14 protein-coding genes are annotated in these 14,827 nt (G+C 50.1%); 12 read left to right on the forward strand and 2 right to left on the reverse strand.

The window, feature by feature from the left end; genetic code table 11:
* Positions 1-236 precede the first annotated feature (236 nt).
* Positions 237-3,599, reverse strand: coding sequence for a ribonuclease E (rne, locus tag ABT58_RS00140; RefSeq protein WP_047872332.1), 3,363 nt, complete (start codon positions 3,597-3,599; stop codon positions 237-239).
* A 438-nt stretch (positions 3,600-4,037) separates the two neighbouring features.
* Here rne and rluC point away from each other — a divergent pair, with 438 nt between their 5' ends.
* Positions 4,038-4,982, forward strand: coding sequence for a 23S rRNA pseudouridine(955/2504/2580) synthase RluC (gene rluC, locus ABT58_RS00145; protein ID WP_047872333.1), 945 nt, complete (start codon positions 4,038-4,040; stop codon positions 4,980-4,982).
* A 95-nt stretch (positions 4,983-5,077) separates the two neighbouring features.
* Here the strand turns inward: rluC and ABT58_RS00150 are convergent, their stop codons facing one another.
* Positions 5,078-5,659: a Maf family protein gene (locus ABT58_RS00150; RefSeq protein WP_047872334.1), complete on the reverse strand. Its 582-nt coding sequence runs from the start codon at positions 5,657-5,659 to the stop codon at positions 5,078-5,080.
* A 324-nt stretch (positions 5,660-5,983) separates the two neighbouring features.
* Here ABT58_RS00150 and yceD point away from each other — a divergent pair, with 324 nt between their 5' ends.
* The 11 genes from yceD (at position 5,984) to tmk (ending at position 14,827) form a co-directional block, all read left to right on the forward strand.
* A complete protein-coding gene (yceD, locus tag ABT58_RS00155; protein WP_047872335.1) occupies positions 5,984-6,496 on the forward strand; it encodes a 23S rRNA accumulation protein YceD in 513 nt (170 codons plus the stop codon).
* 24 nt (positions 6,497-6,520) lie between these two features.
* On the forward strand, positions 6,521-6,691 hold the full coding sequence (rpmF, locus tag ABT58_RS00160; protein ID WP_039468809.1) for a 50S ribosomal protein L32: 171 nt from the start codon (positions 6,521-6,523) through the stop codon (positions 6,689-6,691).
* A 9-nt stretch (positions 6,692-6,700) separates the two neighbouring features.
* Positions 6,701-7,726, forward strand: coding sequence for a phosphate acyltransferase PlsX (plsX, locus tag ABT58_RS00165; protein ID WP_047872336.1), 1,026 nt, complete (start codon positions 6,701-6,703; stop codon positions 7,724-7,726).
* A gap of 5 nt (positions 7,727-7,731) precedes the next feature.
* Complete coding sequence (locus ABT58_RS00170; protein ID WP_047872337.1) at positions 7,732-8,688, forward strand: beta-ketoacyl-ACP synthase III; 957 nt, start codon at positions 7,732-7,734, stop codon at positions 8,686-8,688.
* Positions 8,689-8,825: 137 nt separating this feature from the next.
* Entirely contained in the window at positions 8,826-9,749 is a 924-nt protein-coding gene (gene fabD, locus ABT58_RS00175; protein WP_047872338.1) for an ACP S-malonyltransferase, read from the forward strand.
* A gap of 30 nt (positions 9,750-9,779) precedes the next feature.
* Positions 9,780-10,514, forward strand: coding sequence for a 3-oxoacyl-ACP reductase FabG (gene fabG, locus ABT58_RS00180; protein ID WP_047872339.1), 735 nt, complete (start codon positions 9,780-9,782; stop codon positions 10,512-10,514).
* Between the two features lie 157 nt (positions 10,515-10,671).
* Positions 10,672-10,908: an acyl carrier protein gene (acpP, locus tag ABT58_RS00185; protein ID WP_016961388.1), complete on the forward strand. Its 237-nt coding sequence runs from the start codon at positions 10,672-10,674 to the stop codon at positions 10,906-10,908.
* Positions 10,909-10,996: 88 nt separating this feature from the next.
* Positions 10,997-12,235, forward strand: coding sequence for a beta-ketoacyl-ACP synthase II (fabF, locus tag ABT58_RS00190; protein ID WP_047872340.1), 1,239 nt, complete (start codon positions 10,997-10,999; stop codon positions 12,233-12,235).
* 128 nt (positions 12,236-12,363) lie between these two features.
* Entirely contained in the window at positions 12,364-13,191 is an 828-nt protein-coding gene (pabC, locus tag ABT58_RS00195) for an aminodeoxychorismate lyase (protein WP_047872341.1), read from the forward strand.
* A complete protein-coding gene (gene mltG, locus ABT58_RS00200) occupies positions 13,185-14,201 on the forward strand; it encodes an endolytic transglycosylase MltG (protein WP_047872342.1) in 1,017 nt (338 codons plus the stop codon). The genes pabC and mltG overlap by 7 nt, the downstream gene beginning before the upstream one ends.
* Positions 14,198-14,827 (forward strand): dTMP kinase, encoded by a 630-nt coding sequence (gene tmk, locus ABT58_RS00205; protein WP_189595482.1) that lies wholly within the window; start codon positions 14,198-14,200, stop codon positions 14,825-14,827. The genes mltG and tmk overlap by 4 nt, the downstream gene beginning before the upstream one ends.

Raw genomic sequence — 14,827 nt, forward strand, 5'->3', positions numbered from 1 at the left:
AAAGCGGCCGATCGTACAGAAATCTGTGATTTGGTTCAACTTTTGCTCGGTGTTTTTTTCACTTTTCGTTAACGCATGTAAGAAAGTTTGATGTTATTTGCACAAAAACTGAAATCAGTACGCAGTTTCAGTGAGTGAGTACCGATATGCTGAATAGCAGGAATAGATTTATGAAGAGGGAAGCAGATACAAAAAAGCCATGCTTTCGCATGGCTTTTTGATTCAAGCAAGTGGGCTTACATGGCCGGTTTGCTCATTGGTGCAGTTGCTGTGCTGGTCGCTGTTTGGCTGCCAGCCTGACGTGCTTGCAGGCGAGACTCGCGCAGCGGTGCAATCGCAACGACAACAGACTCAACTTCAGACGCTGGAGCCGGTGCTTTTGCCATTGGCGATACCGCGTGATGGCCACGAGGTGATGTTGCCATCACAGCCTTCACGTTGGCCACTGGCGCTGCCACGATAGCAGCGGCAACAGGCACGGCTTCAACAACTGGTGCTGCTTCAACAGGCGCTTTAACCACTTCAACGTTCGCTTCTTCAGCCACAGGTACATCCGCGATGGCTTCAGCAGGGCTTTCAACAACAGCGGTTTCTTCTACGGCGTTATCAACGATGATCACATCTTCTGCGCTCACTTCGTCTTCAACAACCACAGGCGTTTCCACTACCGGCGTTTCAACCACGGCTTCCACTGGTGCTTCAGCTTCAGCTTCAACAGCGACAGGGGCTACCACTGGACGAGGAGAGAACACTTTACCCATCGCCAATTCAGGCATAGCCACACCGCCCAGTGCTTGCGCTGCTGGTGCTACTGATTCTGCTACTTCTGCAACGGCGTCAGTCACTTCCGCAACAGGCTCTTCTAGCGCTTGTACAGCAGGTTTTGCTGCACGTGGCCATACTTTACCCATTGCCATTTCTGGCGAGGCAACGCCTGTTTGTGGACGAGACGCTTTTGGCTTCTCGACGATGCTCACTGCATTCTCAATGTCGTGCAGTGCATCTACATCGTGATTCAGTGGTGCTGCAACGGTTTCTGCATTGTCTTCTGCGTCCGGACGGGTGTCACGGATACGGCGACGACGCTGGCCACTTGCACGCAGGTGACGTGGTGAACGACGGTTACGGCGCTGGCCATTTTCCTGATCGTTACCTTTCTCGCCTTTCTGCTCGTTGTTTGCTTCTACCTGCTCAGAGGCTTTCGCTTCTTTCGCCATGGCAGTGCCCATCATCTGCAGTTCAGAGCGTGGTGCTGTGTTCTCAGCAACCGTTTCAGCAACAGGAGCGGCTTCAGCCATTGCAGCGACAGGCGTTTGCTCAAGACCGTCGGTGATACGTACAGGTTTACGTAGGTCACGACGTTGACGGCGCTGTTTCACTTTTGCCGCTTTTTCTTCTTGTGCACGAGGCTCTTCGATAGCTGGCTTTTCAACTTTCGCTGATTGCTGCTCTTCGTTCGCCTGACGACGCTGCTTCTGGTTTTGTGCTTCATCACGACGCGACTGACGCTGCTTCTGCTCTTTCTCTTTACGAGGTTGAGCGGCTTTGTCTACCGGTGCTTCTGTCTTGTCTTTCGCTTTTTCATTGCGACGACGAGACTGACGCTGTTCGCGTTGTTCAGCCACTTGCTGCTGTTTGTTGTCCGCTTCCTGACGGTCTTGGCGTTCTTGACGCTCAGGACGGCCACGGCGGGTTTCTTTGTTACCACGACGGTTGTCTTGCTGACGATCACCGCGACGACCTTCCTGACGCTCGCCACGACGGTTGTCTTGGTTGCGACGGTTGTCTTTGTTGTTGCGCTCACGACGGTTACGGTTCGTGGTTTCTTTCTTCTCTTCTTGCTTGGTTTCATTGTCAGAACCGGCAAAGAAGCTAGAAATGGCAGCAAAGATACGGCTGAAGAAACCTGGTTTTGCTTCAACAGCGGCTTTCGCTGCTGGTTTAGCGGTTGCCGCAGGGGCTGCTTTCGCCGCTGCAGGCTGTGCTGGAGGCGCAGTAAAGCCTTGTAGCACTGGCTCTTCACGTTTCTTCGTCATACGCTCTTGTGGCGCTGAGTCAGACGTTTCTGCTTCACGCATTGCTTCGATAGTACGAGGCAGGTTGTAAGACAGAGCATCGTGCTCATCACCGCTACGTACACGGATCACTTCAAAGTGCGGTGTTTCCATCGACGCGTTAGGGACGATGATCACGCGAACATCGTGTGATTTTTCAATGTACTGTACTGAGCGACGTTTTTCGTTCAACAAGTAAGAGGCAATGGCCACCGGCACAATAGCCAGTACTTGTGAGGTGTTGTCTTTCAGTGCTTCTTCTTCGATCAGACGAAGGATAGAAAGCGACAGTGATTCGCTGTCACGGATCACACCGGTACCGCTACAACGCGGACACACGTGGTGACTTGCTTCAGCCAGAGACGGGCTCAGACGCTGACGCGACATTTCCAACAGACCAAAGCGAGAGATACGGCCGATCTGCACGCGTGCACGGTCCATACGTACCGCTTCACGTAGACGGTTTTCAACTTCACGCTGGTGGCGAACAGGGGTCATATCGATGAAGTCGATAACAACCAGGCCACCCAAGTCACGTAGACGCAACTGACGTGCAATTTCATCTGCCGCTTCAAGGTTCGTTTGCAGTGCTGTTTCTTCAATATCGCCACCCTTGGTTGCACGGGCAGAGTTGATATCGATAGAGGTCAGCGCTTCTGTTGGGTCAATCACGATTGAACCGCCAGATGGCAGACGCACTTCGCGCTGGAACGCAGATTCGATTTGGTTTTCGATTTGGTAATGGTTAAACAGCGGTGTGTCGCTGTTTTCATACAGTTTTACGCGGCTGTGGAAGTCAGGGCGTACTTGTAGGATGTGATCACGGGCGCGGTCAAAAATCTTCTTGCTATCGATAACAATTTCGCCGATATCACGACGTAGGTAGTCACGAATAGCACGAGCAATCACGTTACTTTCCTGATGGATCAAGAAAGGTGCTGGCGCTGAATCAGCCGCATCTTTAACGCGTTCCCAGTGGTTCAATAGGTAGTTAAGGTCGTATTCCAAATCTTCTGCTGATTTGCCCACGCCTGCCGTACGAACGATAAGGCCCATACCTTGTGGCAATTCTAGGGTGCTCAGAGCAGCTTTCAGTTGTGTACGCTCTTCACCTTCGATACGACGAGAAATACCGCCAGCACGAGGGTTGTTAGGCATCAGAACCAGGTAGCTACCTGCAAGAGAGATGAAAGTGGTTAGAGCCGCGCCTTTGTTGCCTCGCTCTTCTTTGTCAACCTGAACAATTACTTCCTGACCTTCTTTTAGCACTTCCTTAATGTTCGGACGGCCTTGGTAAGAATAATCAGAAGGGAAATAATCGCGGGCGATTTCTTTAAGAGGAAGGAAACCGTGGCGTTCTGCACCATAGTCAACGAACGCTGCTTCCAGGCTTGGTTCGATTCGAGTGATGCGGCCTTTGTAGATATTTGATTTTTTAGATTCGTGGCCAGGGCTTTCGATATCTAGATCGAAGAGCTTCTGCCCATCAACTAATGCGACGCGCAACTCTTCCTTTTGAGTTGCGTTAATCAACATTCTTTTCATTATATTGTACTCGTTTTTTTTCATGTGCTAGCGCACTAAGGGACGAGTTTTAATTGATGGTGCCGGACCCCAAGTCTGATCTGTCAATGCAACCTCACGGCTGGAATTCAGGGGTGCTTTATGGCAACACGTATCATCCAACTGTACCAAGATGATTAGATCTGAAACTGTACAGCTGGCTCACCGATTCACGCGGCGGTATCTGTCACACCAATAAAAAAAAGTCACTAAAGTGCACTAAAAAAACACTCCGAAGAATTTAACGTCTTACGCCACATGCTGCGTTATTCGTCAGAGCGGTATATTAAGTAGTCAAGTGGGTGTTATTCTGTTCACCCTGATAGCAAAGTAGGCACTTTTTCCTACCTTTGCATGCCAATCATAGCAGGGTGACTTTTTTGCGGCAATCTGCTTTGCATGCATGTTAGAATGAAACCCATGAAAGATGATAAACCAAAAGTGCAATTCATCGAAATTACTGATGATATTGCAGGCCAGCGAATCGATAACTTTCTTCGCAATCGCCTAAAAAACGTACCAAAAAGCATGATTTACCGTATTTTGCGCAAAGGCGAAGTACGTGTGAATAAAAAACGAATTAAACCAGAATACAAATTACAGGACGGCGATCTTGTTCGGGTTCCTCCGGTAACGGTACCGGAAAAAGAAGAACAAGCGCCGGTCAGTACCAAGCTTGATAAAGTGGCAGTATTGGAGTCTTGCATTATTTATGAAGACGATCACATGCTGATCCTGAACAAGCCCTCTGGTACCGCTGTACACGGTGGCAGTGGCCTGAAGTTCGGTGCCATTGAAGCACTGCGTGCGCTACGCCCGGATGCGCGCTTCTTAGAGTTGGTGCACCGCATTGACCGCGACACATCAGGTATCCTGTTGGTAGCGAAGAAGCGTTCTGCACTGCGTAAGCTGCAAGAGCAGTTCCGTAATAAAACCGTACAGAAATACTACTTTGCTTTGGTGATGGGTGAGTGGAAGGCGAGCTGCAAGCAAGTCACCGCGCCACTGCTGAAAAACGAAGTGAACAGTATTGTTCGTGTGAACCCGAACGGTAAGCCGTCAGATACGCGCTTTAAAGTGTTGGAGCGTTTGGATCAGGCGACTTTGATTCAGGCGAGCCCGGTGACCGGTCGTACACACCAGATCCGCGTACATTGTCAGTATGCCGGCCACCCGATTGCATGGGATGACCGCTATGGCGATCCACGTTTCGATGCGTTCACTAAGAAAGTAGGCTTGGATCGCTTGTTCCTGCATGCGGCGAACATCAAGTTCACCCACCCAAGTACGGAAGAAGCGATGGACATCAGCGCGCCGATGGAAGCCAAACTGCAAAATGCGGTGGCGAAGTTGCGTAAAAGCTGAGTCGATGATGACGTATAGAAAAGCGGACATGGCGTAAAGGCGTCATGTCCGCTTTTTTTATGTGAATAAAAGTGGCTATATCTCTGTGTAGAGATTTAAAGTACCTGGCAGCCTTGTTTTTCTAACATTTCACGTAACGCAATTAACGGCAGGCCGATCAGTGTATTGGGATCGCGCCCTTCAAGGCGATCAAACAAGGCAATGCCCAATCCTTCACACATAAAGCTGCCTGCACAGCCGAGCGGTTGTTCCCGTTCAACATAGTTGCGGATAGCCTCCGGCATTAATGTGCGAAAATGGACATGGAAGGGTTCACAAATGACGTCTTCAGTGTCAGTCTTCGCGTTATACAGGCACAGGCCCGTATAGAAGGTGACCACTTGGCCACTGGCCGCTTCTAATTGTCGACAGGCGTTGTCGACCGTATGTGGCTTGCCAACGATTTGGCCGTTAATCACGCACACTTGGTCTGAACCAATGATCAAATGTTCAGGGTGGGCTGCGGCACAAGCACGCGCTTTACTTTCGGCTAAGCGTTTGACTAATTGTTCCGCCTGCTCATCGGGCAGGGGTGTTTCATCGGTATCCGGTTTCGCAGTGGTAAAGGGCAACTGCAGTTTTTGAAGCAGTGATTGACGAAATGGCGAGGTGGACGCCAGAAGAAGCGGTTGATTCATGAAATGTACCGGGTTGAACAAGGTTATGGTAGTCTACGCGCCCGTTAGGAAGATCGCTACGTTATAATGACTAGAGCGAACACGGTAGATTTGCCGTCTTCTGCGGCTGTACGGTGAGGTTTTCATCAGCTTTTGTGTGTTATTTGACCATTGTGTTCGCATGTCCGAATGCGTTGTGAGACAGGCAGATAACAGACAAAATGGTGGAAGTGACTTGATTGGTGGTTTCGTGACTAATCAAGTGCCTGTGAATTAGCTGAATGGTGTTAATTCACGCACATTTCCTTTGACTCAAACAGATTAGAAGGCTAATATTCGCGCCCTATGCAAAAGGTAAAATTGCCGCGTACGGTTGATCCGGTTCGCGCTGCTCAGAAAAAACTCGACTACGATGGCATCATCCAAGCCGATCTTCTTGAGCGTCTAGCCGAATCAACGCAGAGCGTAACACGTGATGCAAACGTCACCTTATCATTTGACTTAGACCAACGTCGCCTCGCTTTTGTGCGTGGTCACGCTGATGTTGAAGTGACTTTAACCTGTCAGCGATGCCAGGAAGGATTTCAGCACGAATACAGTGTTGATTTCTGTTATAGTCCGCTCCTCAAACCAGAGGCCGCAGATGATTTTCCGGAAGCTTATGAGCCGGCTGACGTCGACGAAAATGGTGAGATCAATCTGATTCAAATTGTTGAAGATGAATTGATTCTGGACCTCCCACAAGTCGCTATGCATGATGAAGCTGACTGTAAAGCCAGTGGAAACATGACTTTTGGTGAGATCCCCGTTGCTGATGAGCGTCCGAACCCGTTTGCAGTATTGAAAAATCTAAAGTAAGTAATTTTAACAGGAGTAGGGTTAATGGCCGTACAAAAGAGCAAAAAATCACGTTCAGCACGTGGTATGCGTCGTTCACACGATGCACTAACAACTGCAGCTGTATCTGTAGATTCTGCAAGTGGTGAAACTCACCTACGTCACCACGTAACTGCTGACGGTTTCTACCGTGGCCGTAAGGTTATCAACAAGTAAGGTTGAGCCTTGAGTGGTCTAACCGTTGCACTTGATGCAATGGGCGGGGACTTCGGTCCTCAAGTAACAGTGCCTGCCTCCGTGCAGGCACTGTTGCAATTCCCAGAGCTCAAAATCATATATTTCGGTGATCAAAGTGCGATCACTGCTCAATTATCTCTCCTGAACCAATCGCACCACTCTCGTATCCGCATTGTCCACTGCGAGCATGTCATCGCAAACGATACCCGTCCGTCTCAGGCGTTACGTCGTAGTCAGGGCTCCTCAATGCGTGCCGCTATTGAAGCTGTTGCCCAAGGCGAAGCTGACGCTTGTGTCAGCGCAGGCAATACTGGCGCACTCATGGCGTTATCCCGCTATATACTTAAGCAACTCCCAGGGGTGGATAGACCCGCACTGGTGTCGGCTATTCCCACGCAAACGCATAAGAAAACCTGGTTGCTTGATTTAGGCGCGAACGTCTCGTGTGATGCAGACACGTTATTCCAATTTGCCGTAATGGGTTCTGTTTTGGCTGAGCAATCGGCGGACACGCCGCCACGCGTTGCCTTGCTGAACATCGGCGAAGAAGAAATCAAAGGGAATGACCTGGTGAAACGGTGTGCAGAAATGCTGACCGACTCACCGGATATCCACTATATCGGCTACCTCGAAGGGGATCAGCTATACAGTGGCAAAGCGGATGTGATTGTGTGTGATGGTTTTGTCGGTAATGTCAGCCTGAAGACCAGTGAAGGGGTGGCTAACTTATTTATTGGCAACATCAAGAAAGCGATTTCTGACAACCCTTTAAAGCGGTTAGTGGCTAAATGGCTGTTTAGTGACCTATTCGACAGCCTAAAGCAACTGAACCCCGACCAGTATAATGGCGCGAGTCTGTTAGGATTGCGCGGTATTGTGGTGAAAAGCCATGGAAGTGCTGATATGACCGCCTTTGCCAATGCGATTGGTGAAGCGGTTCACGAGGTCAAACGGCAGATACCGACCAAAATCAGTGACCGTTTGGAAGAAGTCTTACTCGAGAGGCATTATTAGTCTTCATGTATAGCAAAATTTTAGGTACTGGCAGCTACCTGCCGGAACAAGTCCGTTCTAATGCCGACTTAGAACAAATGGTTGAAACCAGTGACGAGTGGATTGTTGCCCGTACTGGTATTCGTGAGCGCCGTATTGCGTCTGCCGATGAAACAGTAGCCGTTATGGGTTACCAGGCTGCGTTAAACGCCATTGATATGGCGGGCATTAATAAAGAAGACATCGACCTGATCATCGTGGCGACCACCAGTGCGAGTCATGGCTTCCCGTCTGCAGCGTGTCAGGTACAAGGCATGTTGGATATCAAAGGCTGTCCGGCGTTTGATTTGGCGGCAGCATGTTCTGGTTTTGTGTACGCCCTGAGCGTGGCAGACCAGCACATTAAAACCGGCATGGCGAAAAACGTGTTGGTGATCGGTGCAGATGCGCTGTCTCACAAGTGTGATCCGGAAGATCGTTCAACGATCATCCTGTTCGGTGATGCAGCCGGTGCCGTGGTACTGGGCGCGAGCGAAGAGCCGGGGATCATTTCTACCCACCTGCACGCAGACGGTCACTTCGGTGGCTTGCTCAGCCTTGCTGTGCCAGACCACGGTCAGGACTTCAGTGCAGATAAGTGGTTGTACATGGCGGGTAACGAAGTGTTCAAAGTGGCGGTAACGCAACTATCGAACCTGGTAAAAGATACCCTGACAGCCAATAACATGGATAAATCTGAGCTGGATTGGCTGGTGCCTCACCAAGCGAATATGCGCATTATTAAAGCGACAGCGAAGAAATTGTCGATGTCGATGGATCAAGTGGTTGTGACCCTTGATCGTCACGGTAATACCTCAGCGGCAACCGTACCGACAGCATTGGATGAAGCGGTACGTGATGGTCGTATTCAGCGTGGTCAAACCTTGCTACTTGAAGCATTTGGTGGCGGTTTCACGTGGGGCTCTGCGTTAGTGAAGTTCTAACACGGGCGATGGAATAACATTTTTTGGGGCTGCCAGAAGGCGTTGTGGTTATGTTGTTAAACCGGTAACGGCAAGGCCAGGGCAGCACCGCTATGACACTGCGTAAATCGCGCAGTCACAATAATAAGGATTCTCGAATGTCTAAGTTCGCGATTGTATTCCCAGGTCAGGGTTCTCAAACTGTTGGTATGTTGGCTGAGCTGGCTGAACAGTTTGATGTGGTTAAGCAGACGTTTGCTGAAGCATCGGATGCACTGGGTTACGACCTATGGGCGTTGGTACAAAACGGCCCGGCAGAAGATTTGAACCAAACACACCGCACACAGCCTGCACTACTGACATCTTCAGTAGCGATCTGGCGTGTATGGCAAGAGCAGGGCGGTGCACAGCCAACCTTGCTTGCTGGTCACAGCCTGGGTGAATACTCTGCACTGGTTTGTGCAGGTGTGATTGACTTTAAAGCAGCCGTGAAATTGGTTGAGCTACGTGGCCAGCTAATGCAAGAAGCGGTTCCTGCTGGCGTAGGTGCAATGTCTGCGATCATCGGTCTAGACAACGACGCGATTGCGAAGGCATGTGAAGAAGCCGCACAAGATCAAGTATGTTCACCAGTGAACTTTAACTCGCCAGGTCAGGTTGTGATCGCGGGTAATAAAGAAGCGGTTGAGCGTGCGAACGTACTGTGTAAAGAAGCAGGTGCGAAACGTGCGCTACCACTCCCTGTTTCTGTACCGTCACACTGTGCACTGATGAAGCCAGCGGCTGAGAAATTGGCGGTTGCGCTAGAAGCGATTGAATTCACTGCGCCTTCTCTTCCAGTGATCAATAACGCAGACGTTGCGACAGAAACTGATCCTGCAGCGATTAAAGCTGCGCTTGTTAAGCAACTTTACAGCCCAGTACGTTGGACAGAATCTGTTGAGCGCATGGCGGGTAAAGGTATCGAATCTCTGCTTGAGTTCGGTCCTGGTAAAGTACTGACTGGCCTGACAAAACGTATCGAGCGTTCACTAGGCGGTTCAGCTGTGAACGACATCGCAAGCCTTGAAGCGGCGAAGTAAGTCTGAATAATTATTCAACGAGGATTAACAATGAGCCTGGAAGGTAAAATTGCCCTAGTAACGGGTGCAAGCCGTGGTATCGGCCGTGCGATCGCTGAAATTTTGGTTGAGCGTGGCGCAACGGTAATCGGTACTGCGACCTCTGAAAGCGGTGCAGAAGCGATCAGCGCGTACTTGGGTGACAAGGGTAAAGGTCTGGCACTGAACGTGACCTCACCGGAGTCAATTGAAGCCGTACTGAAGCAGATCAAAGAAGAATTCGGTGATATCGATATTCTGGTGAACAACGCGGGTATTACGCGTGATAACCTGCTGATGCGTATGAAAGACGACGAATGGCAAGACATCATGGATACTAACCTGACGTCGATTTTCCGTCTGTCTAAAGCGGTACTTCGTTCTATGATGAAGAAGCGCTACGGCCGTATCATCAGCATCGGTTCTGTTGTCGGTACCATGGGTAATGCGGGTCAGACGAACTACGCAGCAGCAAAAGCTGGCCTATTGGGCTTCACCAAATCGATGGCGCGTGAAGTGGCATCGCGTGGTATTACTGTTAACGCAGTGGCACCAGGTTTCATTGAAACAGACATGACCAAAGCGCTGAATGATGATCAGCGTGCGGCAACATTGGCAAATGTGCCAGCAGGTCGTCTTGGCGATCCGCGTGAAATTGCAGCAGCTGTTGCATTTTTAGCCTCTGATGATGCGGGTTATGTAACCGGCGAAACCTTGCATGTTAACGGCGGCATGTACATGATTTAAGCAAAAATGTTGCATATCTTGATGATGCAGGTCAAACTCAACTTGTTTTCACTGAAAATCGTGGTTTGACCAGCGTCTTGAGTATTGCAACTTTTGCAGTATTGAATAAACTACAGCAAATCGCATTAGCGAATTCTTGTTTTAAGGAAATAGATTAATGAGCAACATCGAAGAACGCGTAAAAAAAATCATTATTGAGCAACTAGGCGTAGACGAAGCAGAAGTTAAAAACGAAGCTTCTTTTGTTGACGATCTAGGCGCTGACTCTCTAGATACTGTTGAACTAGTAATGGCTCTTGAAGAAGAATTCGACACTGAGATTCCTGACGAAGAAGCTGAAAAAATTACTACAGTTCAAGCTGCGATCGACTACGTTGTTGGCGCATCTGAGTAATTAAAAGAACTCCCTCCAGGCGGTCACCATGACCGCCTGATTTTATTTACAATCCCTGTTTTATCCCTCATTTCCGGAGAAATTAATCGTGTCTAAGCGTCGCGTAGTTGTTACTGGCATGGGTATGCTGTCACCGGTAGGTAATTCTGTTGAATCATCTTGGAAAGCCCTATTAGCCGGGACGAGCGGTATCCGCACTATTGAACATTTTGATGCTAGCGCTTTTGCTACTCGTTTCGCAGGTATGATCAATGATTTTAACTGTGAAGAGTACATGTCTAAGAAAGATGCTCGTAAAATGGATTTGTTTATCCAATACGGTATCGCAGCGGGCATTCAAGCATTAAAAGACTCTGGTATTGAAATTACAGAAGAAAACGCGAGCCGTGTAGGTGTTGCAATTGGTTCTGGTATCGGTGGTCTAGGCCTTATCGAAGCGAACCATGAAGCCCTAATGGAAAAAGGTCCGCGTAAAATCAGCCCATTCTTTGTGCCTTCTACTATCGTGAACATGATCGCAGGTCACCTGTCTATCATGCACGGTCTACGTGGTCCAAACATCGCTATCTCTACCGCGTGTACAACTGGCCTTCATAACATTGGCCATGCAGCACGCATGATCGCATACGGCGATGCAGACGCTATGCTAGCGGGTGGTGCGGAAAAAGCATCAACACCACTAGGCATGGGTGGCTTTGCAGCAGCGAAAGCCCTGTCTACACGTAACGATGATCCACAAGCAGCATCACGTCCATGGGACAAAGATCGTGACGGTTTCGTTCTAGGTGACGGTGCCGGTATGATGATGCTGGAAGAATACGAACACGCGAAAGCACGTGGTGCGAAAATCTACGCAGAGCTTGTTGGCTTTGGTATGAGTGGCGATGCTTACCACATGACGTCACCATCAGCTGACGGTTCAGGCGGTGCATTGGCGATGGAAGCGGCTATCCGTGATGCGGGTATCAACGCTGACCAAATCGGCTACATCAACGCCCACGGTACGTCTACCCCTGCGGGTGACGTGGCTGAAACCCTTGGCATCAAGCGTGCTATGGGTGCAGCAGCAGATAAAGTGATGGTATCTTCAACTAAATCAATGACTGGTCACCTATTGGGTGCAGCCGGTTCTGTTGAATCAATCATCTCTGTAATGTCTCTTGTTGATCAGGCAGTTCCGCCAACAATCAACCTAGACAACCCAGATGAAGGCTGTGACCTGGATTACGTACCAGGTGAAGCTCGCCAGGTTAACCTTGAGTACGCACTGTGTAACTCATTCGGTTTCGGCGGCACGAACGGTTCTCTACTGTTCAAAAAAATCTAATGGATAACCGGTTGTCATAATTTTTATGTGACCTGTTATGATAGACGGCCCAGCGCATTGCGTTGGGCCGTTTTTTTATCTCTGCATATCGCGAACAGGTGTGCAGGGGCTTGTGTATTGGGTGGTGGATGATCCTAATTAATGGTGTGAATGCCTCGTCGGTCGCCGTGACTGATCGAGCGATGCAATATGGGGACGGCTGTTTCACCACCATGCTGGTGGAGCAGGGCATGATTCGATTATGGCCATTCCATTTGGCGCGCTTGCAAACCGCACTGGAACGGCTAGCGATCGCCGCGCCGGATTGGCCGGCATTAACGGATACCGTGCACCAGCTGGCGGCAGATTTGTGCGCCACCAGTGCTGCGCCAAAGAAAGCGGGGATCAAAATTCTGATCAGCCGTGGTAGCGGCGGGCGAGGATACAGCCCGACTGGCTGCAGTGACACGCAAGTGGTGATTTCGACCTTTGCCTGGCCTATCCATTATACTCAGTGGCAACAAAACGGCATTGCACTGGGTGTTTGTCAGCAGCAACTGGCGAAGGCCCCTATGTTGGCCGGGTTGAAGCATCTGAACCGGTTAGAGCAGGTGATGCTCAAGCGTGAAGTGGAAGCGCAAGGCTGGCTGGACGCTCTGGTGTGCGATGTTGACGGTCAGGTGATTGAAACGGTCGCTTCTAACCTGTTTTGGCGCCAAGGCGATCAGGTTTTTACCCCTGAACTGACAATGTCGGGAGTGGAAGGAGTGATGCGTCGGCATGTTATCGAATTGCTGGAGGCAATGGGGTATCATACGCGGTTGGTCAACGCGCCCATTGCGTCCGTACTTGCGGCCGATGAAGTGTTTATAACCAATGCCTTGATGGCGCTGGTGCCGATTAATGAAATTCATGGAGTTACGTTTACCGAGCGACACATGCTCAGTGAACTGAATAAGAGGTTGTATACGTGCTAAAGAAGTTGGTGATAGTTGTATGCCTGCTTGCCTTGATCGCCGCTGGCGGTGTGGGTTGGTCTTATCAGCAGGTGAAATCATCGCTTGATCAATCTGTACTGAATCAAGAGGACGTGTTGATCACGGTGAAGGCGGGCACGTCGTACCGTGGTTTGTTAAATCAGTTGGTGAGCGAAGAGGTTATCGCGGCATCACCGTGGACGCGCTTTATCCCGCGTTTAGAGCCGCAATTGGCGCAGTTGAAAACCGGTACCTACCTGATCCCGGCACATATGACACTGCGTGATGTGCTGGCGTTAGTGGCGTCAGGTAAAGAGCACCAGTTTGCCATTACGCTGGTTGAAGGTGACCGTTTTGTGGATTGGCTGGATCAGCTGAAAGCCGCGCCACACATTGTGCATGCGACGGACGGCATGACGGAGCCTGACATTGCCAAGGCGCTGGGTGCGAACGTTGATAAGCTGGAAGGCTATTTATTGCCGGAAACGTACCATTACACTGCCGGTACCTCGGATCTGGATATCCTGCGCCGTGCTTACCGCGACATGAACACCTTGTTGAGCGGTGCGTGGGAAAAACGTGATGCCGATATTCCGCTGAAAACCCCGTATGAAGCGCTGATCATGGCGTCGATCATTGAAAAAGAAACGGCGGTTGACGGTGAGCGTGGCGTGGTGTCATCCGTGTTCATGAACCGTTTGAACAAAGGCATGCGCCTGCAGACGGATCCGACCGTGATTTACGGCATGGGGGATAAATACGATGGCAATATCCGTAAGCGTGATTTGCGCACCCCAACGCCTTATAACACCTACACCATTTTTGGTTTGCCACCGACGCCGATTGCCATGCCAAGTAAGGCCTCGGTATTGGCAGCGATGAAGCCAGACGACAGTGGCTATTACTACTTTGTGGCAGACGGTAAAGGCGGCCACAAATTCTCCAAGACACTTGCTGAACACAATCGTGCGGTGCGTGCGTACTTAAGAACACTAAGAAATAATAAATAATGGGTAAATTTATCGTAATCGAAGGGCTGGAAGGTGCAGGTAAAAGTACTGCCATTCAGCAAGTGATGGATGTGTTAGCGAACAACGGCATCGCGAACATCACGGCCACCCGAGAGCCTGGCGGCACGCCGCTGGCAGAGCAAATGCGCACATTGGTCAAAGAAGGCCACCCGGACGAGCCGTTAACGGACATGGCAGAGTTGCTACTGTTGTACGCAGCCCGTTCGCAATTGGTGGAAAATGTCATTAAACCAGCCCTTGCCAAAGGTGACTGGGTAGTGGGTGATCGCCATGACATGTCTTCTCAGGCGTACCAGGGCGGTGGTCGTGGTTTTGACCGTGATGTGATGATGCGTTTGCGTGACACCGTGCTGGGCGACTTCCGTCCGGACTTCACCATTTACATGGATATCGATCCGGTATTGGGTCTGGAACGTGCCCGTGGTCGTGGTGAGTTGGATCGTATCGAGCAGATGAACATCGACTTCTTCCACCGTGCCCGTGCCCGTTTCCTTGAACTGTCAGAAAACGACCCGAGTGTGGTGATCATTGATGCCAGCCAGAGCTTGGAAAAAGTCACACAAGACATTCAAGCCGCTCTGACACAATGGTTGGAGCAGCAGTAA

It is taken from the genome of Photobacterium aphoticum (genome assembly GCF_001029435.1).
Classification (GTDB): Bacteria; Pseudomonadota; Gammaproteobacteria; order Enterobacterales; family Vibrionaceae; genus Photobacterium; species Photobacterium aphoticum.